22 protein-coding genes and 1 pseudogene are annotated in these 23,196 nt (G+C 65.4%); 12 read left to right on the forward strand and 11 right to left on the reverse strand.

Annotation, left to right across the window (positions count from 1 at the left end):
• Positions 1-183: 183 nt before the first annotated feature.
• Genes IBX18_RS08240 through narI form a run of 4 tightly spaced genes read left to right on the forward strand, consistent with a single transcriptional unit; the run spans position 184 to position 7,120 of the window.
• The gene (locus tag IBX18_RS08240) at positions 184-3,921 is read left to right on the forward strand and encodes a nitrate reductase subunit alpha (protein WP_194833138.1); all 3,738 of its coding nucleotides are present in this window, start codon (positions 184-186) and stop codon (positions 3,919-3,921) included.
• Between the two features lies 1 nt (position 3,922).
• Positions 3,923-5,668, forward strand: coding sequence for a nitrate reductase subunit beta (gene narH / locus IBX18_RS08245; protein ID WP_194833139.1), 1,746 nt, complete (start codon positions 3,923-3,925; stop codon positions 5,666-5,668).
• Positions 5,669-5,702: 34 nt separating this feature from the next.
• Entirely contained in the window at positions 5,703-6,383 is a 681-nt protein-coding gene (gene narJ / locus IBX18_RS08250) for a nitrate reductase molybdenum cofactor assembly chaperone (RefSeq protein WP_194833140.1), read from the forward strand.
• On the forward strand, positions 6,380-7,120 hold the full coding sequence (gene narI / locus IBX18_RS08255; RefSeq protein ID WP_194833141.1) for a respiratory nitrate reductase subunit gamma: 741 nt from the start codon (positions 6,380-6,382) through the stop codon (positions 7,118-7,120). The genes narJ and narI overlap by 4 nt, the downstream gene beginning before the upstream one ends.
• An 80-nt stretch (positions 7,121-7,200) precedes the next feature.
• On the opposite strand, the gene IBX18_RS08260 is transcribed toward narI, so the two are convergent.
• Positions 7,201-7,728: an RICIN domain-containing protein gene (locus IBX18_RS08260; RefSeq protein ID WP_194833142.1), complete on the reverse strand. Its 528-nt coding sequence runs from the start codon at positions 7,726-7,728 to the stop codon at positions 7,201-7,203.
• Positions 7,729-7,889: 161 nt separating this feature from the next.
• On the opposite strand from IBX18_RS08260, the gene IBX18_RS08265 reads away from it, so the two are divergent.
• Positions 7,890-8,471 (forward strand): YdcF family protein, encoded by a 582-nt coding sequence (locus IBX18_RS08265; protein ID WP_306796192.1) that lies wholly within the window; start codon positions 7,890-7,892, stop codon positions 8,469-8,471.
• 41 nt (positions 8,472-8,512) lie between these two features.
• Here IBX18_RS08265 and IBX18_RS08270 read toward each other — a convergent pair whose 3' ends face one another.
• The 4 genes from IBX18_RS08270 to IBX18_RS08285 all read right to left on the reverse strand — a co-directional run bounded on the left by IBX18_RS08270 (position 8,513) and on the right by IBX18_RS08285 (position 13,504).
• A complete protein-coding gene (locus tag IBX18_RS08270) occupies positions 8,513-9,994 on the reverse strand; it encodes an NAD(P)/FAD-dependent oxidoreductase (protein ID WP_228540598.1) in 1,482 nt (493 codons plus the stop codon).
• Positions 9,995-10,124: 130 nt separating this feature from the next.
• Entirely contained in the window at positions 10,125-11,633 is a 1,509-nt protein-coding gene (locus tag IBX18_RS08275) for a glycoside hydrolase family 76 protein (RefSeq protein WP_194833145.1), read from the reverse strand.
• Between the two features lie 51 nt (positions 11,634-11,684).
• Entirely contained in the window at positions 11,685-12,068 is a 384-nt protein-coding gene (gene nirD, locus IBX18_RS08280) for a nitrite reductase small subunit NirD (RefSeq protein WP_194833146.1), read from the reverse strand.
• A complete protein-coding gene (locus IBX18_RS08285) occupies positions 12,065-13,504 on the reverse strand; it encodes an MFS transporter (RefSeq protein WP_194833147.1) in 1,440 nt (479 codons plus the stop codon). The genes nirD and IBX18_RS08285 overlap by 4 nt, the downstream gene beginning before the upstream one ends.
• Before the next feature lie 335 nt (positions 13,505-13,839).
• On the opposite strand from IBX18_RS08285, the gene IBX18_RS41975 reads away from it, so the two are divergent.
• The 3 genes from IBX18_RS41975 to IBX18_RS08300 all read left to right on the forward strand — a co-directional run bounded on the left by IBX18_RS41975 (position 13,840) and on the right by IBX18_RS08300 (position 16,481).
• Positions 13,840-15,150, forward strand: coding sequence for a hypothetical protein (locus IBX18_RS41975; protein ID WP_228540599.1), 1,311 nt, complete (start codon positions 13,840-13,842; stop codon positions 15,148-15,150).
• A 70-nt stretch (positions 15,151-15,220) separates the two neighbouring features.
• The gene (gene arfB, locus IBX18_RS08295; RefSeq protein WP_194833148.1) at positions 15,221-15,649 is read left to right on the forward strand and encodes an alternative ribosome rescue aminoacyl-tRNA hydrolase ArfB; all 429 of its coding nucleotides are present in this window, start codon (positions 15,221-15,223) and stop codon (positions 15,647-15,649) included.
• Positions 15,650-15,872: 223 nt separating this feature from the next.
• Positions 15,873-16,481 carry a DUF6461 domain-containing protein gene (locus IBX18_RS08300; RefSeq protein WP_194833149.1) on the forward strand — a complete coding sequence of 203 codons (609 nt, stop codon included), beginning with the start codon at positions 15,873-15,875 and terminating at the stop codon, positions 16,479-16,481.
• 8 nt (positions 16,482-16,489) lie between these two features.
• Here IBX18_RS08300 and IBX18_RS42775 read toward each other — a convergent pair whose 3' ends face one another.
• From IBX18_RS42775 to IBX18_RS08310, 3 genes are all read right to left on the reverse strand, one after another.
• Positions 16,490-16,621 carry a hypothetical protein gene (locus IBX18_RS42775; RefSeq protein WP_255528034.1) on the reverse strand — a complete coding sequence of 44 codons (132 nt, stop codon included), beginning with the start codon at positions 16,619-16,621 and terminating at the stop codon, positions 16,490-16,492.
• 122 nt (positions 16,622-16,743) lie between these two features.
• A complete protein-coding gene (locus tag IBX18_RS08305; RefSeq protein ID WP_194833150.1) occupies positions 16,744-17,085 on the reverse strand; it encodes a hypothetical protein in 342 nt (113 codons plus the stop codon).
• Positions 17,086-17,434: 349 nt separating this feature from the next.
• Positions 17,435-18,094, reverse strand: coding sequence for a dihydrofolate reductase family protein (locus tag IBX18_RS08310; protein ID WP_306796193.1), 660 nt, complete (start codon positions 18,092-18,094; stop codon positions 17,435-17,437).
• Between the two features lie 571 nt (positions 18,095-18,665).
• Here IBX18_RS08310 and IBX18_RS08315 point away from each other — a divergent pair.
• The 3 genes from IBX18_RS08315 (at position 18,666) to IBX18_RS08325 (ending at position 19,943) form a co-directional block, all read left to right on the forward strand.
• Positions 18,666-18,851: a hypothetical protein gene (locus IBX18_RS08315; protein ID WP_373889173.1), complete on the forward strand. Its 186-nt coding sequence runs from the start codon at positions 18,666-18,668 to the stop codon at positions 18,849-18,851.
• Positions 18,852-18,868: 17 nt separating this feature from the next.
• Positions 18,869-19,012 carry a hypothetical protein gene (locus IBX18_RS08320; RefSeq protein WP_194833151.1) on the forward strand — a complete coding sequence of 48 codons (144 nt, stop codon included), beginning with the start codon at positions 18,869-18,871 and terminating at the stop codon, positions 19,010-19,012.
• A 106-nt stretch (positions 19,013-19,118) separates the two neighbouring features.
• Entirely contained in the window at positions 19,119-19,943 is an 825-nt protein-coding gene (locus IBX18_RS08325) for a CPBP family intramembrane glutamic endopeptidase (protein WP_194833152.1), read from the forward strand.
• 638 nt (positions 19,944-20,581) lie between these two features.
• On the opposite strand, the gene IBX18_RS08330 is transcribed toward IBX18_RS08325, so the two are convergent.
• Entirely contained in the window at positions 20,582-21,202 is a 621-nt protein-coding gene (locus IBX18_RS08330; protein ID WP_194833153.1) for a TetR/AcrR family transcriptional regulator, read from the reverse strand.
• A gap of 103 nt (positions 21,203-21,305) precedes the next feature.
• On the opposite strand from IBX18_RS08330, the gene IBX18_RS08335 reads away from it, so the two are divergent.
• Entirely contained in the window at positions 21,306-21,497 is a 192-nt protein-coding gene (locus IBX18_RS08335; protein ID WP_194833154.1) for a hypothetical protein, read from the forward strand.
• 204 nt (positions 21,498-21,701) lie between these two features.
• Here IBX18_RS08335 and aat read toward each other — a convergent pair.
• Positions 21,702-22,417 (reverse strand): annotated as a pseudogene (aat, locus tag IBX18_RS08340) (leucyl/phenylalanyl-tRNA--protein transferase).
• Between the two features lie 61 nt (positions 22,418-22,478).
• Entirely contained in the window at positions 22,479-23,195 is a 717-nt protein-coding gene (locus IBX18_RS08345; RefSeq protein WP_194833155.1) for an aspartate/glutamate racemase family protein, read from the reverse strand.
• Between the last annotated feature and the right edge of the window lies 1 nt (position 23,196).

The raw sequence follows: 23,196 nt of genomic DNA on the forward strand, positions 1-23,196 counted from the left end.
TTTCACGCAGGTGGGGCTGTTACGGGAGATAACGTGCGCCCGGCCTCCGATGACCACGACATTGCCGCCGCCTCACAGCGCACAATGCGCCGCAGCGGGGTGTGAGGAAACTGTTTGGACGCACGTCCCGGCGTCCTTACAGTCGGAGCACCAGCCCGATTTTCACAGCTCGAAGGGGGCGTCGTGGCACCAGCACGGACCGACCGACCATCCGCCGACGCCGGCGACGCACTTCTGCGATTGGGCAAGTATTTTCACCGCGGTGAGATTTCGGCGGACCAGCGCACGCTGCACAAAACCGGTGGCCGCGGCGCCGACGAGTTCTATCGCGACCGCTGGTCGCACGACAAAGTGGTGCGTTCTACCCATGGTGTGAACTGCACGGGATCGTGCTCCTGGAAGATTTACGTCAAAGACGGCGTGATCACCTGGGAATCGCAGCAAACCGACTATCCCTCGGTCGGCGCGGACAAACCGGAGTATGAGCCGAGAGGTTGCCCGCGCGGCGCCTCGTTCTCCTGGTACACCTATTCGCCCGCCCGCGTGCGCTATCCGTACGTGCGCGGTGTGCTGCTGGAGATGTACCGCGAGGCCAAGTCCCGGCTCAAGGACCCGGTCCTCGCGTGGGGCGAGATCGTCGAGGACGCTGAGAAAGCCAAGCGCTACAAGTCATCTCGGGGCAAGGGCGGCTTCGTGCGCGCCGAATGGTGGGAAGCCGCCGAGATCGCGGCCGCGGCGCACGTCTACACGATCAAGCAGTACGGCCCGGACCGGGTGGCGGGCTTCTCGCCGATTCCCGCCATGTCCATGGTCAGCCATGCCGTCGGCGCGCGGTTCATCTCGCTGCTCGGCGGCTCGATGCTGTCGTTCTACGACTGGTACGCCGACCTGCCGGTGGCCTCACCGCAGGTGTTCGGCGACCAGACCGACGTCCCGGAGTCGGCGGACTGGTTCGACGCGGGCTACCTCATCATGTGGGGCTCGAATGTCCCGGTGACCCGGACCCCCGACGCGCACTACATGACCGAGGCGCGCTACCGCGGGCAGAAGGTCGTGGTGGTCTCGCCCGACTACGCCGACAACACCAAGTTCGCCGACGAGTGGGTGGCGGCGCGGCCGGGAACCGATGCGGCCCTTGCCATGTCGATGGGACACGTGATGCTCAAGGAGTTCTTCGTCGACAAGACGACGGACCGCTTCACCGACTACGTCAAGCGCTACACCGATCTGCCGTTCCTGATCACCCTCGACGAGCGCGACGGCGCGCACGTGCCCGGAAAGTTCCTCACCGCAGCCGATTTGGCGGCCGCCGGTACGGTTGCGCAGGGGGCAACCGAACCACGCACTCCCGGGGCGGAGGGTGACGATTTCCGCACCGTGCTACTGGACGCGGACGCGAACCCGGTGGTGCCCAACGGATCTCTTGGCGACCGGTTCGGCGCTTCGGGTACCGGACGGTGGAATCTGGACCTGGCGAACATCGATCCGCTGCTGACGCTGCACGGCCGTACCGACGATGCTGCGGCCGTGCGGTTTCCCCGCTTCGACACCGATGTGCCCGGTGTGCTCACCCGCGGTGTGCCGACGATAGTTGTTGCAGGCAAGCGGGTTACCACGGTGTTCGACCTGTTGCTGGCGCAGTACGGTGTCGGCCGCGACGGCCTGCCCGGCAACTGGCCGACCGGCTACGACGATGCGTCCGAGCCGTACACCCCGGCCTGGCAGGAGGCCATCACCGGCGTCCCCGCCGTGCAGGCGACACGCATTGCCCGCGAATTCGCGGACAACGCGGACCGTTCCGGCGGCCGCTCGATGATCCTGATGGGCGCGGGCACCAACCACTGGTTCCACTCCGACCAGATCTATCGCGCGTTCTTCACGCTGACCCTGCTCACCGGCTGCCAGGGCGTCAACGGCGGCGGCTGGGCCCATTACGTCGGCCAGGAGAAGTGCCGTCCGGTGACCGGCTGGTCCACCCTGGCTTTCGCCTCGGACTGGCAGCGGCCGCCGCGGCAGATGCAGGGCACGGTCTTCTGGTATCTCACCAACGACCAGTGGCGCTACGACCCGTTCACCGCCGAGACCTTCGCCTCGCCGTTGAACCAGGGCCGGTTCGCCGGCCGCACCGCCGCCGACAATATCGCGCTGGCCAGCAGGCTCGGCTGGATGCCGAGCTACCCGACGTTCGACCGCAATCCGCTCGATCTGGCGGACGAGGCCGAGCAGGCGGGCAAGTCGGCGCCCGAGCACATCGTGGACGAGCTGAAGTCCGGCGACCTGCGCTTCGCCTGCGAGGACCCGGACGCGCCGGAGAACTTCCCGCGGTGTCTGACGGTCTGGCGGGCGAACCTGCTCGGCTCCTCCGGCAAGGGCAACGAGTACTTCCACAAGCACCTGCTCGGCGCGGACTCGAATCTGCAAACCACCGACGTCACCGGTGTGCGCCCGCAGGAGCTGGTCTGGCGCGATCAGGCGCCGACCGGAAAGCTCGATCTGCTGCTGTCGCTGGATTTCCGGATGACCAGCACCACGCTGTTCTCCGATATAGTGCTGCCCGCCGCGACCTGGTACGAGAAGCACGACCTCTCCTCCACCGACATGCACCCGTTCGTGCACGCCTTCTCCCCGGCGATCTCGCCGCCGTGGGAGGCCAAGACCGACTTCGACGCGTTCCACCGGATCGCGCGCGGGTTTTCCTGGATGGCGGAGAAGCACCTGGGTGTCCGCAAAGACATCGTCGCGGTGCCGCTGCAACACGATTCGCCCGACGCCATGGCGCAGGCGGGCGGCCGGGTTCTGGACTGGAAAGCCGGTGAGTGCGAGCCGATTCCGGGCAAGACCATGCCGAAACTGGTCATGGTGGAGCGCGACTACCCGAAGATCGCGGAGAAGATGGCGGCCCTCGGCCCGCTGATCGACACCCTCGGCCTGACCACCAAGGGCGTCACCACCTACCCCGACGAGGAAGTGAAGTACCTCGCGGCGACCAACGGCACCGTGGTTTCCGGTGTGGCACAGGGGCGTCCGTCGCTGGCCAAGGACACCCACGCCGCGGAGGCGATCCTCGCGCTGTCCGGCACCACCAACGGCAGGCTCGCGGTACAGGGCTTCGAGGCGCTGGAGCGGCGCACCGGCACCGAGCTGGCCGACCTGGCCGCCGAACACGAGGGCAAGCGAATCACCTTCGCCGACACCCAGGCTCGGCCCGTCCCGGTGATCACCTCGCCGGAGTGGTCCGGCAGTGAGACCGGCGGGCGGCGGTATTCACCGTTCACCATCAACACCGAGCGGTTGAAGCCGTGGCACACCCTCACCGGACGCCAGCACTTCTACCTGGACCACGACTGGATGGTGGAACTCGGTGAGCAGCTGCCGATCTTCCGGCCGCCGCTGGACATGACCGCGTTGTTCAGCGAACCCGATGTGGGCGCGGTGACCGAAAAGGGCGTGACCGTCCGGTATCTGACGCCGCACTCGAAGTGGTCGATCCACTCGGCCTACCAGGACAACCTGCACATGCTCACGCTGTCGCGTGGCGGCCAGTCGATCTGGATGTCGGAGAAGGATGCCGCGAAAATCGGTGTCGCCGATAACGATTGGATCGAGGCCGTCAACCGCAACGGTGTGGTCGTCGCGCGGGCCATCGTGTCGCACCGGATGCCGGAAGGCACCGTGTTCATGTATCACGCGCAAGACCGAGCGGTGGACGTGCCGCGCATCGAGGATCGGCCGGAGGTCAACGACGCCCGCGGCAAACGCGGCGGCATCCACAACGCGCTGACCCGGATCATGATCAAACCCTCACACCTCATCGGCGGCTATGCGCAGCAGTCCTTCGCGCTGAACTACCACGGCCCCACCGGAAACCAGCGCGACGAGGTTACGACCATTCGCCGTCGCTCGCAGGAAGTGGAGTACTGACATGCGCGTCATGGCCCAGCTCGCCATGGTGATGAACCTGGACAAATGCATCGGCTGTCACACCTGCAGCGTCACCTGCAAGCAGGCATGGACCAACCGCGGCGGCACCGAGTACATGTGGTTCAACAATGTGGAAACCCGTCCGGGACAAGGGTATCCGCGCCAGTATCAGGACCAGGAGAAGTGGAAGGGTGGCTGGCAGCTCAACCGCCGCGGCAAGCTCACCCTGAAATCCGGCTCGCGGATGAAGCGGCTGCTCAACATCTTCGCCAACCCGGACCTGCCCACGGTGGCGGACTACTACGAGCCGTGGAGCTACGACTACGACAACCTGCTGTCGTCCCCGGCGATGGACACCACCCCGGTCGCGCGCCCGAAATCGCTGATCACCGGCGAGGACACCAAGATCACCTGGGGCGCCAACTGGGACGACGACCTCGGCTCCGGCCCGGAACAGGTGGGCAAGGACCCGTTGCTGTCCCGGCTGTCCGATCAGGTGAAGCTCGAGTTCGAGCAGACCTTCATGTTCTACCTGCCGCGGATCTGCGAGCACTGCCTGAACCCCTCGTGCGCGGCCTCGTGCCCGTCCGGTGCGATCTACAAGCGCGCCGAGGACGGCATCGTGCTCGTCGACCAGGACAAGTGCCGCGGCTGGCGCCAGTGCGTCACCGGCTGCCCGTACAAGAAGATCTACTTCAACCACAAGACGGGCAAGGCGGAGAAGTGCACCTTCTGCTACCCGCGGGTCGAGGTCGGCATCCCCACGGTCTGCTCGGAGACCTGCGTCGGCCGGCTGCGCTACATCGGCGTGATGCTCTACGACGCCGACAAGGTCCTGGAAGCGGCCTCCGTCACCGAGGACAAGGACCTGTACCCCTCGCAGTTGGGCGTGTTCCTCAACCCGCACGACCCCCGGGTGATCGCGGAGGCGGAGCGGGCCGGTATCTCGCCGGAATGGATTCAGGCGGCGCAGGATTCGCCGATCTACAAGCTGATCGTCGACTACCAGATCGCCTTGCCGCTGCATCCGGAGTACCGCACCATGCCGATGGTCTGGTACGTGCCGCCGCTGTCGCCGGTGGTGGACGTGCTGTCGGAGACCGGCCACGACGGCGAGGACGCACGAAACCTGTTCGGCGCGATCGACGCACTGCGGATTCCGGTGGAGTATCTGGCGGAGCTGTTCACGGCGGGTGACGTCGGCCCGGTGCGCGCCGCGTTGCAGCGGTTGGCGGGGATGCGGGCGTTCATGCGGTCGGTGAACCTCGGCGAAGAACCGGATCCGGCGATCGCCCCCTCGGTGCGGCTGGAGCCGGAGGAGATCGAGGCGATGTATCGGCTGCTGGCGATCGCGAAATACGAACACCGGTACGTGATTCCGTCGGGTGCTGGTTCGGAAGCGCATCAGCTGGACGCGTTGGCGACCGGGTGCAGCCTGGACAACGACGGCGGGCCGGGGATGACGGCGTTCGACACCATGGTGGAGAAGTTTCACCTGACCGACACCAATGGTGCTGCGCCGGAGGAGAAGTCGAACCGGGTCAATCTGCTCAACTGGGATGGGCAGAGCACCAACGGGTTGCTGCCGTCGCCTGCTAACGGCAAGGCTCCGGGCAACGGTGTAGCCGCGAATGGCAGCAACGGCTCGGCGGCGAACGGCAGCAACGGCTCGGCCGCGAATGGAGGCAACGGTGCCATACCCGACGGTGTGCCGCCCGTAGCCACGACTACCGGAGCACCCCAATGAGCGCGCGCGTCCCGAATTCGAGCGAGGGTCCGTCATGTCGCTGCTGAAGGTACGCCGCAGGCCCGAGCCCGCGGTGCCGATGGCCGAACGGGACCGGCGCGTGGTGTGGCGGATCGCCGCGCTGCTGCTCGACTACCCGAGCGAGCAACTCCTCGCGATGACCGACGATCTGGTAAGTGCCGCAACGCAATTGCCGGAGCCAGTGCGGGATCATCTGATCGAATTCCTCACCCACCTACGCGCAAGCGCACCGCTGGACCTGGCGACGCGCTACGTCGAGACCTTCGACATGCGCCGCCGCTCCAGCATGCACCTGACCTTCTACGCCTACGGCGACACCCGCAAGCGGGGGATGGCGCTGCTCCGGTTCAAACACGCCTATCGGCACGCGGGTGTCGAGCTCGGCGACGAGGAGCTGCCCGATCACCTGTCGGTGCTGCTGGAGTTCGCCGCGACGGTCGATCCGATCGGCGGTGAACGGTTGCTCGGCGAGCATGTGCCGGTCATCGAACTGCTCCGGCTCTCGTTGTCCGACAGCAGGTCTCCCTACGCCGCCGTGCTGGCGGCGGTGGTCGCCACGCTGCCTCCGCCGACCACGGCGGACCGGCGGCGCATCGCCGAGCTGGCCGCGCAGGGACCACCCGAGGAAGAAGTGGGACTGGAACCGTTCGCCATGGATCCCACCATGTTCGCGCAAGGAGAAGGCCGCCGATGACCAGCACCCTGTGGTTGACCCTGCCGTATGTGGCATTCACCTCGTTCGTCCTCGGTCACCTGTGGCGTTACCGGAACGACCAATTCGGTTGGACCACGCGCTCTTCGCAGATCTACGAGAGTCGCCTGTTGCGCCTGGGCAGTCCGCTGTTCCACTTCGGCATGCTCGGGGTGATCGGCGGCCACGTGATGGGCGTGTTGATACCGGCGTCGTGGACCGCCGCGGTCGGCATCTCCGAGCATGCCTACCACCTGGTCGCGGTGTCGGCGGGTTCGGTGGCGGGTGCGGCGGTGCTGGCCGGTGTCGGCATCCTGCTCTATCGCCGGTTCACCGTGCCCGCGGTCCGCAAGGCCACCACCGCCAACGACAAACTGATGTACGCGCTGCTGGCTGCCGCGTTGATCACCGGCCTGCTCAATACCTGGGGGAGCAACCTGCTCTGGGGTACCTACAACTACCGTGAGACCGTATCCCCTTGGTTCCGTAGCCTTTTCACGCTGAATCCGGAGCCCGGCCTGATGGTCGGTACGCCGTGGACCTTCCAGGCGCATGGCTTGGTCGTGCTCACCCTGATCGGTATCTGGCCCTACACCCGCCTGGTGCACATGTTCAGCGCGCCCCTCGGTTACCTCACGCGCCCTTACATCGTTTACCGCCGCAAGGAATCCAACGCCCCTGACACTCGTCGCTACGCCCGCGCCTGGGACGCGCCTGTCACTCCTGAACACTGGCGTTGATCCACGTTCCGCGACGCACCTGAAACGCCGCTGTGGCAACGCATCTGAGGAGATGCGTTGCCACAGCTGCGTTCTCGGTCTCAGTGGCCGACTACGACCAGCACGAATTGCTGGGTCGGATTGTTCTGCGCCGGACGGCTCACCACGCCGAAGTCCTTCTCGGCGTATTCGTGTGCGTCCACGTAGCGATTGTTGGACGCCTGCTGCATCGTGTATTTCCCGCCGCCGAGTGCCCGGATGTGCCACACCTGCGTGGGATTGCTCTGCGCCGGGCGGGTGACCAAGCGGTAGTCCAGAGACTCGATCTCGTGCGCGTCGAGGTAGCGGTTGCTGCTCACCTGCTGCACCGTGCCGGTTCCGGTGCCGCTGTCGTCCCAGCGGATCCGCCACTGCTGGCTGGTGTCGCCCTGCTTCGGGCGGGTGACCACGTTGTAGTCGTGGGTGTCGTCGTTCCACGCGTCGAGATAGCGGCCGCTGGACACCTGCTGGATCGTGACGATGTCGTCGGGCTGTGCGGCGTTCGCGGTAGCGGGAACAGCGACGAGGCCGACCACGGTCAGTGTGCCGAAGAACAGTCCTGCTGCTGCGCGGCTGAGGGAGTGTGTCAAGTGCTGATCTCTCTGGTGGAAGGGCCTGTCCACTAAGGTTCGGGCACACGGAGCCGCTCCGTAAGCCACCCTGGGAGGTAGCCAGGCCGACACAGGGTGCGGAAATCACCCCGGAGGGTGGCCGCCGATCGCGTTGAGCGGGCATGTGCTTGGGTGGACGCGTGCGGAAACGGACCTGGCTCAGCATCGGTGGCGGTCTTGTCCTGGCGATCCTGTGGGGTGAGTGGGAGAACTGGCGCGCGACGCGCAGGGTGGTCGGGTCCGTCGCGGGTGACTCCGAGGCCGTGGTCGTGCTCGGGTATCGCGACGCCGGCACGCGCGCCAACCTGATGAATCGGTGGCGGGTGCGGGCGGGGCTGCGGTCGATCGATCCGGCCGCCGCTCGGACTCGGCTGGTGCTGTGTGGCGGGGCGTGTGCAGGTCCGCATACCGAGGCGGCGCTGATGGCGCGCTATGCCACCGACACCGGTGGGTATCGCGGGGAGGTCGTCCTGGAGGAGTCGAGCCGAAGTACTTGGGAGAACATCGCTTTCGCGATTCCGTATCTCGAGGACGTCGAGCGGATCAAGATCGTCTCGTTGCCGTTCCATGCCGAGAAGGCCAGGCGCTATCTGCGGAAGCAGCGCCCGGACCTGGCCGACCGCCTGGTGCACGGCAGCGAGTATCGGTTCGGCGACCTGCTGCCGTTCACGCCACTGCTCGCCGTCTACGGGCGGCTGAAGGACGCCCGCGACGTCCCATGACGCAGGACTGAATCAGCCTGTGCGCCATAGGGACTCGCCGATCAGCGCTGACCGGCTCCGGAGAGTTCGAAAGCCTCGGCTTCGGGTTCCCGGGTCGCGCGCCAGTAGCTCGTGCCGGTGCCCGGCCAGGACTGCCGGTTGCGGCCGGTGTGATCGAGGAACCAGCTGTGGCACCCGCCGGACACCCACACGGATTTGTCGAGTTTGCCGTGCAGCCAGGTGTTGAACTCGCGCTGCACCTCGTCGCGCACCTCGAGCCGCGTCGAACCCCGGTCCTCCATCATGCGCAGGCATTTCACGATGTAGCGCACCTGGGATTCGATCAGGAACAGAATGGATTGCGCGCCACCACCGGAATTGGGGCCCATGATCATGAAGAAGTTCGGGAAACCCGCCACCGTCATGCCGTAGTAGGCCTGCATGCCGTCGCGCCAGGCGTTCTGAATGGTGAGCCCGTCCCGGCCGACGATGTGCTCGTCGGCGCAGCGGTTGCCGGTGGCGAAGCCGGTGCCGAGCACGACCACGTCGGCCTCGTGCAGTTCGCCGTCGGCCGTGCGGATTCCGGCTTCGGTGAATTCCTCGATGCCCTCGGTGACCAGGCTGACGTCCGGGCGTTGTAATGCCGGATAGAAGTCACTGGAGAACAGGATGCGCTTGCAGCCGAAGGTGTAGGTCGGGGTGAGCTTCGCGCGCAACTCAGGGTCGGGCACCTGCTTCTTCAGCTGGTGCAACGACATCCATTTGAGCAGTGTGTTCAAGCGGGGGTGGAAGTAGCCGGCCACCGGCGCCTCGTGCAACCAGAACGCGGCATTGCGGTAGATCTTCATCGCACCGGGGAAGGCCTTGAACAGGCGCTGCTCCACAGTGCTGACCGGGCGGTCCATCTTCGGCAGCACCCAGTGCGGGGTGCGTTGGAAGACCTCGACATGCGCTGCGGTATCGGCGATTTGGGGCACCAGCTGGACGCCGCTGGAGCCGGTGCCGATGACCGCTACTCGTTTACCGGTCAGATCCACCGAATGGTCCCACTGCGCGGAATGGAACACCGGGCCCTTGAAGGCGTCGCGCCCCTTGAACTCCGGAATATTCGGGACGTGCAGCGCACCGTGCGCGGCGACCACCGCGCGCGGCCGATACTCGTCGCCATCGGCGGTGCGCACCACCCAGCGGTCGCTCGTGTCGTCGAATTCGTAAGACACGGCCTCGGATTGGAATCGGATATACGGTTCGAGCTCGTAATCCTTGACCACCCGCCGGATGTAATCGAGTATCTCCGGCTGCGGGGCATACATCCGGGTCCAGTCGGTATTCGGCGCGAACGAGTACGAATACATCATCGACATGATGTCGCAACCGCAACCGGGATAAGTATTCTCCCGCCACACGCCACCGACCCCATCGGCCTTCTCGAGAATGACGAAATTCCGCTCGCCCGCCTCCAGTAGCTTGATCGCCATTCCCACACCGGCCAACCCCGTACCGACGATGAGAACGTTCGGATCCTGCCCGCTAACCTGATCCATCGACGCCATGTTTTCCCTTCACTGCACCTAGACGGGAAGGTTAGCGTTCCAGGAACCCCCCAGTACACCCCCCGAGCAGGTGGATTTTCCGGGGGTTAGCCGGGAACGAGTTCCCCGATCCGGGCACGCCTCATATCGCGTTGAGGGCGTCCACGGCTGCGGCTTGGGTGGCGAAGTTGGGAAGGTCGTCAGATCGACGCGGACCTTGCCATCGGAAACCGAACTCATCGGTGTCGGCGGGCAGCGACTCCGCTTGGCGGATGAGGAATTCCATTGTGGCGGAACGGGAGTGGCCGCTGTCCAGCAGCTGCCGGTAGTTGCGAACGAACACCCCCTTGAAGGTTTCCGCATCCCGGCACCGGGGGCCGGGGCAATTCGTGGCGCTGGGTTCTTCCAGAACACCGTCCCGGATGAACGGTGACCCGGCGCGCGTCACCGCCGAGGCGATCGTGTCGGCCGTGGTGAACAGATCGCTCTGTCCGGTGGCCTGGCCCAGCGCCACCAATCCGCCGATCACCGCGCCTTGAACGTAGGTCCATCGCGTGCTCTCGTCGGCGAGCACGCAAGTGTCACCGTCCGGGGCGAGGTCGAGGTGGTCGTTGATCAATCCGGATCGGTCGATCAACGCGCGACCCGCCCGTGTGGTGAACCAATCCCACATCGTCTGCGCGCGAGCGAGATACGACGAGCGATGCGAGGGATCGACCCGCGTGCTCAGCTGGGCGGTCGCCGTGAGATACAACGCGTTGGTGATCGCATTCACCTGGGTCCACGGGCGCTGATCCGGATCGACACCCACGCGTGCCCACGCCATCCCGCCGTCGCAGAACGACGCGCGCTGATCATCGAGGCCGTCGACAACGACCTGCGCCGCCGTGAGGTAGCGCGGATTGTGGGTGAGGTCGAAGGCACGCAACCACGCCAACGCCCACCATAATTCGTCGTCGTTGTAGCCGGTCCGTCTGGGAACTCCTATTCGAGCAACGTCGCCGTGCCGGTAGATGTCGTCCACATAGGCGAGGTACTGGAGGTCATCGGTGCGCGCCGCGTAGTCGATGACAGCGGTCAGCGCGTTGGCGCTCTGCCAGGTACTGGCGTCGTTCTCCCAGAGCCCTGTCCCGAGGTCATAGCGGTCCAGCAATCGGTCGACGGCCCGCAGCCGCCGGTCCGGTGGTGGGTCGGCTTGCTCGGTCCATCGGGTACAGCGGACCTCCGGCCGGTCACCGGCCTTCCCGCAAGCGCGCAACAGCCCGTCGTCGTACCGGTAGAACCGCGTATCCGCGGCGGTGGCAGCCGCGGCAATGGTTGCCGCCGACCTTTCGTCTCGGCTGCTACGGCCAGTGCGATCGAGCCACACCGAATCGCCGGGCTGCCCGTTCACGATGTTCGCCCAGGCGCCAGTGCCTGTGGTGGTCAAGGTGATCGTGCGCGCCCACACTCGAACCTGCGGATTCACCCGGCGGATGCCGGTTGCGGTCCGGGGGTCATCCCCGTCGCAGGGCCGGTCCACGCATCCCGGCACCTCCGTCGACAGCCCATCGCGCAAGGACTGCGGCTTCACCACCAGGTATGCCCCCAGCGTCAAGCTGACGACAACCCCGACCACAACGGCCCGCCGAGCCCGTTTGCGTTCGATCACGGCCCACACCCTAGCCAGGTTACGAAAGTGTGTGCGCTGTGGCGATCGGGTCTAGGCGGGGTGGTTGGAGACTGAGATGACGGAGTTGTCTACGCGGACTTGGTATACCGGCAGGTGGACCGAGTCGTCGTCGAGGCAATGCCCGTCGATCAGCGAGTACGCCTGCTTCAGTAGCGGTGAGATGACGACAGGAGTGCCGTCGCGGTCACCGACGAGCCCTCGGGAGATCACGGCAGCGCGGCCGATGGGATCGATATTGCCGACAGCGGCGAGGGTGTCGTCCGACAGGCGGAACAAGGCTGCTTGGGCGGCAGTCGCGCCGTTGCCCAGCAGCACCGCTACGCCGCGGCCGGGGATCAACCGGTCGATGCCGCATGCTCGGGTCCACCCGGCGCTGAGAGATGCAGCGCTGCTGAGGGTTTCGACGGCGGTCATCGGGTGCTGCTCGCCGCGGCCTCGGCCTCCAGCACGAAGGTCTCCGCCTCGACCACCACGTCGGCCTCGGTGCGGTCGCTGGGGCGGCGCAGGAAGACCGCCCAAACCACCACGGCGCAGGCGACATAGAAGCCCATGAAGACCCAGAACGCGGTGGTGGCCGACTGGGTGGACGCGTAGGACGAGCGCAGCATCAGGTTGATGCCGACGCCGCCGAGCGCACCGATCGCGCCTACGAAACCGATGAGCGCGCCGGAGGTGTTGCGTGCCCACGCCGCCTGCTCGTCCCGAGAAACGTTGAGACTCTTGGACTTCGCGTCGAACACCGACGGGATTATCTTGGTGACGGACCCGTTGCCGATGCCGGACAGAATGAACAGTGCGATGAAGCCGGCAATGAGTGTCACCATCGCCGCGCCGCTCGGCACGCCGCCGTTGCGATCACCCAGCGTGCTGGCCACCACGACGGCCACCGCGGCCACCATCATCGCGCCGAAGACATACATGGTGACCTTGCTGCCGCCGATCCGGTCGGCCCACTTACCGCCGTACGGGCGGGCCAGCGACCCGAGCAGCGGTCCGATGAATGCGATCTGCGCGGCGTGCAGCGCCGCCTGCGCGGCGGTGTCACCACCGGCCTTGAAACTGATCTGCAGCACCTGGCCGAAGGCGAAGCTGTAGCCGATGAACGAGCCGAACGTGCCGATGTAGAGGAACGCGATCGCCCAGGACTGCGGCACCTTCAGCGCCGCGACCATGTCCGCCAGGTCGGCCTTCTGGTTGCGCAGGTTGTCCATGTAGAGGGCGGCGCCGAGCGCGGCGAGCGCCACCAGGACCAGGTAGATCGCGCAGATCAGCGAGGCGTAGCCGTTGCCGAGGGTGGCGATGATCAGCAGCCCGAGCAGCTGGATCGCCGGAACGCCGATATTGCCGCCGCCCGCGTTGAGCCCGAGCGCCCAGCCCTTCAGCCGCTGCGGGTAGAACGCATTGATATTGGTCATCGACGAGGCGAAGTTGCCGCCGCCGAAGCCGGCGAAGGCGGCCACGACCAGGAATGTCGTGTACGAGGTGCCCGGCTGATTGATGAAATACAGCGTGAGCAGCGTCGGGATCAGCAGCAGGAACGCGCTGAAGATGGTCCAGTTGCGGCCGCCGAACTTCGCGGTGGCCACGGTGTACGGAATCCGCAGGATCGCGCCGACCAGGGTCGGCACCGCGACCAGGAAGAACTTGCCCGCCGGATCGATGCCGTAGGTCTCGGTGGGCATGAACAGCACCATCACCGACCAGATCGACCACACCGAGAAGCCGACATGCTCGGCGAAAACAGACCAGATCAGGTTCCGCTTGGCAACGTCCTTACCGCCGGCTTCCCAGGCCACCACATCTTCGGCATCCCAGTTCTCGATGTCACGGTTACGCGTCAGCGTGCTCAACTCAGGCCTCCCACAATCGGTTGTCTCCGACGGTAGGCAGCGGGTATTGCCGACATGATTCGTGGAATGACCGGGAGATCAACGGTTGCTCACGGAGCGCTGAGTGGGCGCGTGATGCTGGGTGCCGCTCGCGCGGTTTCACCGGTCAGTTGGCGCGCGGCCTGAGCACGTCCTCGAAGAGGGTATCCACCAGATCCTGGGGGACAGGGGAGCCCGTCAGCGCGCGGAAAACGAGGGGCCTGACCAGGGTGGTCGGTCATCGCCACCACCCGACAGGGCGGAGGGGAGCTGCCAGCGAAGGCTGATGCGTCGAACGGGCAGCTGATTGTCGGAAATTGACGAGCCCTGACCAGCTGGCCGCTCTACGCGAGCGCCTGGCCGACCGCCGGCTCGATCTTCTCTTCGTCAACGCCGCCATCGACCGAGGCGATTTCCCGATTCACGAGGTCCCGACCGACATGTTCACCGAGGTGGTGATCACCAACGCCCTGAGCCCGTTGCGCGCCGTCGAGACCCTCCGCGAGCTGGTCGTCCCCGGCGGAACCGTCGCGATCATGTCCTCCGAGCAGGGCCGCATCTCGCAGAACACCGAAGGCGGCTACGAGCTCTACAAGGCGAGCAAGACCGACGGGCACCACACCCGCTGCCCACCTCGAGATAAGTTATCGACGCTGTCACGCGCAGGGTGGGCACGGCATAGAACTTGGGGGATTGCGATGTTTCGACGGTTGGCACTGATCGCGGTACTGATGGTGAGCGTGGTCGCCTGCCAGCAGAACGCAGCGAACCCGCCGGAGCCCCCGGTCGCGACCGGGCCGGACGCGGAGATGTTGGCGCGGTTGCGCACCACCGACATCTGCGCACTGGTGCCGCGCGCGGAGCTGGCGAAACTCGGCCCGGTCACGGCCGTCGGCACCGATCAGTTGTACGGGTGCAGAGCCAAATTCGGCACCGACCGCAGCACTGGCACCGAAGTGGATTGGCTGGTGCGCGCAGTCGATCAAACCGGGCCGGACCAGGGTGCCACCGTCACCATCGACGGCATGACCGTGAACCTGCTCGGCGACAACGATGTCCGCTCACCCGAGGAGGTCGCGAGTGCGTCGACCCGCACCTGCACCGCGTACGCACAACTGCCGACCGGCGGCTCCATGTCCCTGATGGTCACGATCCCGCCGGGAACCGAACCCTGCCCGGCCGCGCAATCCCTCGTCACCGTCGCGCTGACCGAGTGGAAACGGCATCCGCGAGTGGGTGATTCGCCGGACACGGTACGCACCACGGTCACCGGCAAAGATCCGTGCGCGGTACTGACGAAGCTGCCGGATGCGATCCGCGGCGATTCCGAATGGGTCGATCGCTGCTGGTTCAGGCTCGACGGCGACGCGATCTATGTCGGGTACGGGCACTCGGCCGACCGTGAGTTCAAGAACTACGAGCGCGTGGAAGTTGCTGGGCAGCACGCATACTGGACATCCAACCAAGCCAATGGCAGCTATCGGATTCGCGTCGGCCAGACCTTCGATCCCGTCGCCGACAACTCCGATTACGCGAGCGTGCCCGCCGTGACAATCAACGGCCGCGATCGGGCAACCCTCGAAAAGGTCACCGCCGCAGTCCTAGAAGTGCTACCAGCAGTGAAATGACCAGTGCCCGAACGACATCGAGCAACCGCCGCGGTGTAGACGACTCGACCGGAAAGAGCGGCGTCGGACCATGGCAGACGACCTGATCGTGACTCGGTTGCTGGTGATACCCGCATCCGAGCTACACGAGCGATTCTCCCGGTCGTCCGGCCCGGGCGGCCAGCACGTCAACACCACCGACAGCCGAGTAGAACTATCATTCGACCTCGCCAACTCACCCTCGGTGCCGGAGTGGCTGCGCACCCGCATGCTCGACCGCCTGTCCACCCGCCTGGTCGACGGCGTGCTCACGACTACCGCATCAGAGCACCGGGCACAATTGCAGAACCGCGCAGCCGCCCGCGAACGCCTGGCCGCACTACTCCGTGAAGCCGCCGCCGCCCCACCCCCCGCCCGCCGCCCCACCAAACCCTCACGCGGAGCAAAAGAACGCCGCATCTCCGCCAAGAAGCGGCGCGGCATCACCAAACGAAACCGCCGCGCGTCCCCCGACGATTAACCCGACGGGCACTTCCCGCTTCGAGATCTAGAGGCCGCGACAGCCCTCTCGGCCGGCCACGTGGAACCGGCTTGTCCGCTGCTACTAGACGATGGTCCCGGGCCAGATGTCGGTGGCTCATGGCAGTGTCAGCCGCTGTGATTGCTTCAGCTGATGACGACACCTCGTTGCCTGATCATGGACGGTGTTTCCCTACCTTGATCGCGATCAACGAACTGGGGGCGTGGTGAACACCGCGACCGGTGGCCTCGAGTGGCTGTACGACAGAGATCTGCCGCTGGTCAGCTTCACCTTCGCGCGTCAGGTCAGCGCCCGGGAGCTGTTGGAGCGGATGGGCGTCGACCAAGACACGGTGGCGGTGCGCGGGATGGACGACTTCCATTACGAGCTGGGCGGCCTTCTCTACGAACGTGACGGATATGTGGTCACCGCAGGGCATTACCGAACCTGGGCGTGGGTCCAGGAGCGCGGTAGCTGGAAATCGTTGGAAGACCGAGGACTGGTGCTGCGCGCCTCGATCGGAACCGCGGCACTGGAGCTGCATGCCTCCATGAAACCGGGAGCGGTGTTCGGATACGCCGAGAACGGCCGCCTCATCACCGGCCTCGACACCACCGACCTCTTCAAACGGACAGGCAGTGACCCGCACCGCTTCGACACCGAGATCCAGGCCCTCGGCGCCCGACCCGAAGAACACGAATACGGCCCCCGGGGGTCCCTCGGACTGTTCTACAGGCTCGCAGCGAACCTCGGCATCGGGGTGCTTGAAGAAGATGCCCGCATCGACCGCCCCGTCCTCAGCGGCCGGCTACTGCCCCCAGCCTCGCGGTAGCTGCCGAGTCACCCGACACGCGACGTGCCGATCAGTTGGACGACGGCGAAGCGCTCAATGCGTGTGTGCTCGACATCGGCCAGCAGGGCAATCTGCTCGGAAAGTTCTGCGGTGCCGGTATTTTGTCTGGCGACGCTCATCCCACCGCACCGCTCGAGTTCGATTCCATCGCGCCGCCAATCACGTGCACTCAGACCAATTCTCCGGACCTAGTGGCCGGTTCGGGTCAGCGGGCTCCGCGCCATGAGCGAGCGTCGGCGTGCTATTCGAGCCTGTCAACGTTCAGGCGAGCTGTGCCGCCTCTGTCTGCGATCGCGGAGGCCAAGTCGCGCGCGAAGGTACCGATGGCTTGATAGCTCGTCGGGATCAGGATGCGGGCCTCGGTCACGGTGCCGACGGTCGGTGAGTTGTCATCGATGTCGACCGTCGCAAGATGTGCCGCGACCGCAAGCTGGCCGCGGTTCGTCACCATGTAGGCGGCCAGGTCGACGGTCTCTTGGTCGCCCAACGATGCGGAAACCCGCAGTCGTGCATCGCTTTTCCATGGATAAGCTTGCAGCGCGTGAGCCCACTCGCGAAGGTCGGTGTCGTTGAAGTAACCCACAGCGGCCCCCGAGCGAAGGGCGGTACGCGCGCGGACACGAGCAGCTCGCCGATCCCGAGCCGCCACCCCAGCCTTCCCCGGAGCCGGGGTGCGCTGTATCCAAGCCAAGGCGCCGACGGTCCGAGAACCGGGGCACCGACTCCGCCCTCTTATTGGTAGATCCGAAAGTGGATCAACTGACCGTGGGCTCACCCGCCAGGCGAGTAGCCGCTCGGTCCGAATTCATCGGCGCATCCCCGTACAGGGATGAGATATCGAGACCCATACTAGCGAGCCATGCACTCCGGATACTTTGAACCGCACATGGATTCGTGTTCAGATCTCCGCTGACACCGTGCGAGCGGCGCTCCTACGACGCCGTACCGGCGACCCGGTCGTAGGTGAGGAAGGCCGCTCCGCTGCCGAGGACCGTGTGGTCGACGAGGTTCCATGCATCGGGGGCGAAGCTCGCCGAGCGCCCGAACATCGGAATGCCGGCGCCGAGGGTGAGTGGGCTGAGCTTGACGATAACCTGATCGATCTCGCCATAGAGCGCGCCTGCCAGGTCTCCGCCGCCCACGAGCCAGATGTCCTTGCCGCCTTGACGTTTCAGCTCGCGCACCGTCGCCGCCGGATCATCGGCCACGACCTTCACCTGCGGGTCCGGGCTTTCGGTCAGGGTCCGGGAGAAGACCACATGCTCCAGATGCGGGTAGGCATCGGACACCCCGACCGCCAGCCCGATCTCGTAGCTCTTACGGCCCTCTACGACGGTATCGAACCGAACGTTCTCGGCCGTGATGCCGAACGCGGCCCGCGCCGCCCCGGGCAGCGTCTCGGGGTATTCCTCGATGAGGTGCTTCAGGTAGTCCTCCGACGGAGTCCAGAAGCCACCGGGCCCGCTCGGATCCGATCCGTCCGGGCCCGCGATGAAGCCGTCGAGAGTGGAGGCAATGAGGTACACCAGCTTGCGCAAAAAAGGCCCTTCGTTGATCGGATGGTGAGTGTCCGGTCCGAACCGGACGTTCACCGAGCTATCACTTCGTTGAAGTTGGACCAGTAAAGCACTTCATTCACAGTACTGCAAGCAGAGTGGTTATGTGGTGTCGGCCACTACCGCCGAGCATCCCCGACGTTGAAGAACGTCAACGTAATCCGGCCAGTTGCGGACGTTCGCGAACGGGCGGGGCGCGGCTATATAGGACGTCGTAACCGGCCGCTACTGCTTTCTTCACGGCGTATGAGCTCAATCGTGACAATTTGGCCGACGTGGGACACAGGCAAACCTTCGGCTTCTGAATCTCATGGCAGTGCTCTCCAGCGTTCTGATCTGGCGTAGCAGGGCGGGCTCGCTGTAAGCAGCATCTCTCCACTGCCGATGTGCGGTCGGGTTTGCTCGGTCAGAGCTGGGGAAAGCGCGACAGGGGGATAGATACTGAAGGAGCAATCTGATGGCTAACTCTGGCGCAGCATATGAGTACGACACGGCATCGCGTGACCCGGAATCCGGCGGCTTTTCTTCCGATGCGGCGCGGACCTCGAGAGGTCACGCTGGGGAAGGAATACAAGACGGTTACAACATTCCTGGCATCCTGTTATGGGTGGTGGGTATCGCTGCGCTTGGTGCGACGCTCACCGCGGCCGGGTCCGGCTTCCGTGGGTGGGCGACGATCGGCGCGATCGTGTGCGTAGTCAGCCTGCTGGGCGGTTCGGGCTGGCTCATCCTCGAGCATCGTCGAATCAAGGCCAAGGAAGGACTTTCCCTGACCGACCAAGTGGGGCACTAGCACTGCGGAGCTGGCGCATGCTCCGCGACGGGCCCGCCGACCAGCGCGCGCACGCCGCGCAAGTCACGGTCGTCGGGCCCATCAGCCCCGGCGCCCGACACGAACCGGACGCGGTGGCCCAGGAACTGTGGCACCTCCACCCCGAATGGGCCAGCCACTGACCGTCTTACGCTGACACCACCCCACAGTGTGCGATGCTCGGCATGAGCGGATGTTGCCGCAACGTCCGGGGTTCGGCGGCGATTTCGTATGCGGCAAGCTGGTTCGATGGGATTTGAACTGGTTTCCGACCGGCGTCCGCTGCTGTTCCTGACGTTGGTCACCACGATGTCGTTGCCCTTCTTCGTCTTGGGCGCGTTCGTCGACAGTGTGCGGGTGGGGGCGCTGGAATTGCCTGCCAGCGCGGCGATGTTCCTGGTACCGGTACTCGCGGCGGTGTTCCTCATCCGCCGGGACGAAGGCAAAAAGGCGGTCTGGGCGCTGCTGCGGCGCGCGTTCGACTATTCGGCCGCACCGCACAAGGTTTGGTACCTCGTGGCGGCGGGGGTGCCCGTAGTCGCCGGAATAGCTGCTTACGGGATCGCCCGGGGGTTGGGCGCGGTCGGCGGGGGTGTCCCAATTGCTTTGGCGGCGTTGCCTTTCGTGCTGATCGCAACGTTGTTCTCGGCGACCTGCGAGGAACTGGGCTGGACCGGCTACGCGACCGACCCGCTGCAACGGCGCTGGGGTCCGGTGTGGGCGGGCATTGCCCTCGGAATCTATTGGGCGGTCTGGCATCTGGTGCCGCTTGCCCAGGTCGGGCACGGCTTCTGGTGGATCTCCGGATGGTTCGTCGGGACCGTAGCCGGGCGAGTGCTGATCGTCTGGCTGCACAACCGAACCGGCCAGGGGGTCCTGGCCGCGATTCTGTTTCACGCCATGCTCAATGTAACCGCCGTGGTGACACCGGATTACGGCGAGCCGATCGTCCTGATCCTCGGCGGAGCGCTCCTGACCCTGGCCGTAGTCCTGGCATATGTTCCTGGACCACTGGGCGACCGGGCGGCACCGCCGGCTACCGCACTGTCGATGGCTGACAGGCCAGATCAATGAACCGCTCATCGGCAATTCCGGATGTTCGCCGGGCGGTCCGGCCGATCGCTACTCGCGGGTCGTCCGAACGCGCAGCTCGCGGCATGACAGTGCGTCGGCCGCTGCGGTTCCGGGCGAAAACGCCTATTCAGTGGATTGATGCTCCTTGCAGCATTGGCAGTAAGTACGAACTGAGTTCGTATCCACGCATCGGCCGCTGTCGAAACCGTTGACTTCACAACTGACAGCGCAGGATTCCGCGCTCTTACACGGCATATACAGCGGTCTGCAATCCTGCTCGACGACGGCTGGTCCCCAATTGCACGGTGTGGCCGGCGCAGCGGTAGCGGCGGCCGCGCTCAGGGGCAGAACAGCGACTGCCAGGGCTGTCGTTGTGAGAGTCAGAGCGCGTGACAACATGCGAGCAACGACGGGGGTCATGGATCGAGTCAACAACAACCCCCGACGCGACTCGACTTGCCACGCCGCAGAACGCATGCCGCGGGCAGTGCACGCTCGTCGGCAGAATAGGTCGTTCGCGAACGCGTGCCACGCGGCTTTATGCTCATTCGCCCCAGCTGAAGTCGGCTCGGGCGGGCGTGGTTCCGAGCGTCTTCGCTGATAAGCGGATAGTCGACTTTCCGCCGCGAGACCCGGGTTCAGTCAGATCCTCGATACCCGTTCACAAATGAGTCCAGCCGAGCGAAAACTATGTGTTCGGCTTGATCCGCAGTGATGTTGCCGGTCAGGGTCAGTCCGGCAAGGCCCGTGGACAGCGCGAGGAGTTCGCGTGCGGCCGCCGCAACGTCGAGACCGGTTGTGACCGTGCGGCCCAGAAGAAGTGCGATCAGGTCGATCAGCCCGCCGTAACCCTGGGTCACCTGGACGGCGAGACTCGGGCGCGGCAGCGCGTGCGTCTCGAACGCCTGCATGATTCGGAACAGTCGGCGGTCGGCGGCTGTTCGCGGAATGGTCTCGGCGAGTATCGCGCGCAGCACCGCGATCGGGTCGTCGGTGCTCGCTGCCGCGACTCGCTCTCGAACTCGGTTGCCGCCGGTCTCGGTGATGCTGGTGAACGCTGCCGCGAGCAGATCATCCTTGGTGGGAAAGTAATGCTGGACTCGGCCGATGGAGACGTCGGCCTGCTGCGCGACGTTCCGGATGCTCACCCTTTCAACCCCTTCGGTATCCACGATCGTGAACACCGCCTCCAGAATTGACTGCCGTCGCTCGTCGTGCGCGGCACCCACACCGCGCACCGGCGCGCCCTTGCCGCTCACCGCCGCCTCCTTTCCATATCGATCGTATTGGTTTGACTCTAGCCCAGGCCAAGGCTAGCCTGGCGACATCAAATCAATACGATCGTATCGATAAGGGAGAATGATGCTCGAAACACTGGGGTTGCTTCTGCTCGTCCAGGGCGTCGGCGGGCTGATCAACAACCTCGCCGGGGGCTCGAAAAGTTGGTTCGTACTGAACTATGTCGACGTCCCGGACTGGGCTCGGCTGGTCGGCTACCTGCTCCTGAGCGCCGTCGGTGCTGCGGTTCTGCTGTGGCGCAAAGCTTTCCGCTGACCGAGCGAGTCAGGCACCTGGCTATCCCGCACTGAACGCCGCAGATCCGACTAGGCCGAACGGATCGTGCGCAAGGTAAGGCACATGGGCATTCGACCCAGTAAACCGGTCGTCGCTTCGTTTGATCGGAGGCTGAACCCGCAGGCAGTATCGTGCGTTGGGAAGCCTTGCCCGCCAGCTGATTCGGGCGAGGCCGGTGATGGTTCATGCCGGTAGGTGGTTGGGGGAGTTGGGGACTGGGATTTGGAATTGCCAGGGGCCGGGGAGGGTGGGGTGGGCGGCGGCTTGGGTGTGGAGGTGCAGGTAGTCGGTGCGGGGGAGGTCGGTGGCGCCGAGGGAGGTGAGGTGGGTGGAGGTGACCTGGCAGTCGATGAGGGGGAAGTTCCAGGCGGCTAGTTGGGTGCAGAGCCAATACAGGGCGATCTGGAGGTGTCGCGGGCGCGGGAGAACATGGACTCGCCGGCGAAGGAGTGGCCGCAGGCGACGCCGTAGAGGCCGCCGACCAGGTCGCCGTTGCGCCATACTTCGACCGAGTGTGCGTGACCGAGTTGGTGTAGCTGCTGGTAGGCGGCCAGCATGTCGGGGCCGATCCAGGTTCCGGTCTCCTTGTCGCGCGGTTCAGCGCAATTCGACATCACCTCGGTGAAGGCGCGATCCATGGTCACCGCGTAGTCGGTGTTGGTGACCGCGCGGCGATAGGACTTGCTCACTCGCAGGTCGGTCGGCACGAGAATGCTGCGCGGGTCCGGGCAGTACCAGAGGATCGTTTCGCCGGGGTTGTACCAGGGGAAGATGCCCGCGGAATAGGCGTTCAACAGCCGCTCTGGCGACAGATCCCCGCCGAAAGCGACCAGTCCGGATGGATCTGCTAACTCGACAGGCGGGAAGGGCTGGTCTGGATCGACCAGATACATCCGCATCAGGTCGGTAGCGTCGGTCACCGGAAGGAGATTACCGACCTGCCTCAGGCTGCGACGACGCCTATGTCCGGGGAAACGGCCGGTGGCTCAGGCTGCGGTGCACCATCTCGGTGAGAGTGACGATGTCGAAGACGGGGAGGCCGAGGCGATCTTGGATGGCGTGGCTGTAGGGGGCCAGGTCGGTGCATTCGATGATGAGTGCGCCCATGTCGGGGTTGGCCGCGGCCAGTTGTTCGATCTCGGTCAGTACCTCGTTGCCGAGGCGTTCGGCGTCGAGTGTCGTCCGGCGTCCCTCCAGGATGACCTCGCGGAACTCCGGCTGGGTGTCCATTCCGGCGACGCAGATCGGTACCGACTCACCGCCGATCGCCGCCAGGTGACGCCGGGTGAGCGATTCCTTCTTGGCAACCAGCAGGCCGACTTTGCGATTCGCGGCGAGCATGCGGTGCACCATCGGTAACTGGATGAGACTCGAGCTGTACAGCGGGATCCCCACGGCGTCGGCCAGTTGCTGCTGGAAGATGACGAGGAAACCGCATCCGCTGGTAATCGCCGCCACGCCACAGGTTTCGAGCTCCTTGGCGGCGATGATGAACGGCTCCAGCAGGGTCGGATCGGCCTCGGTCACCATTCGCTGCGGCGTCGCGCCCTGCACCACCTGGTAGACGACCGGGAAGTCGAAGGTCGTCGGATTGCGGATATGGCCCGGGATCTTGGTGAATGCGGTGTCGAGGCAGAGGACGCCGATTGCGTGCTCGCCCTTGGTATTTTCGGCCATT

This window comes from Nocardia sp. XZ_19_369, from assembly GCF_015355715.1.
Classification (GTDB): Bacteria; Actinomycetota; Actinomycetes; order Mycobacteriales; family Mycobacteriaceae; genus Nocardia.

Bases quoted from the DNA above. Each gene is read 5' to 3' on its own strand.
- IBX18_RS08335 (WP_194833154.1), top strand. From the start codon at position 21,306: ATGCTCGAAACACTGGGGTTGCTTCTGCTCGTCCAGGGCGTCGGCGGG.
- IBX18_RS42775 (WP_255528034.1), bottom strand. From the start codon at position 16,621: ATGAGCGTCGCCAGACAAAATACCGGCACCGCAGAACTTTCCGAGCAG.
- IBX18_RS08270 (WP_228540598.1), bottom strand. From the start codon at position 9,994: ATGGATCAGGTTAGCGGGCAGGATCCGAACGTTCTCATCGTCGGTACG.
- IBX18_RS08345 (WP_194833155.1), bottom strand. From the start codon at position 23,195: ATGGCCGAAAATACCAAGGGCGAGCACGCAATCGGCGTCCTCTGCCTC.
- IBX18_RS08325 (WP_194833152.1), top strand. From the start codon at position 19,119: ATGGGATTTGAACTGGTTTCCGACCGGCGTCCGCTGCTGTTCCTGACG.
- nirD (WP_194833146.1), bottom strand. From the start codon at position 12,068: ATGACCGCCGTCGAAACCCTCAGCAGCGCTGCATCTCTCAGCGCCGGG.
- narJ (WP_194833140.1), top strand. From the start codon at position 5,703: ATGTCGCTGCTGAAGGTACGCCGCAGGCCCGAGCCCGCGGTGCCGATG.
- arfB (WP_194833148.1), top strand. From the start codon at position 15,221: ATGGCAGACGACCTGATCGTGACTCGGTTGCTGGTGATACCCGCATCC.
- narI (WP_194833141.1), top strand. From the start codon at position 6,380: ATGACCAGCACCCTGTGGTTGACCCTGCCGTATGTGGCATTCACCTCG.
- IBX18_RS08320 (WP_194833151.1), top strand. From the start codon at position 18,869: ATGCTCCGCGACGGGCCCGCCGACCAGCGCGCGCACGCCGCGCAAGTC.
- narH (WP_194833139.1), top strand. From the start codon at position 3,923: ATGCGCGTCATGGCCCAGCTCGCCATGGTGATGAACCTGGACAAATGC.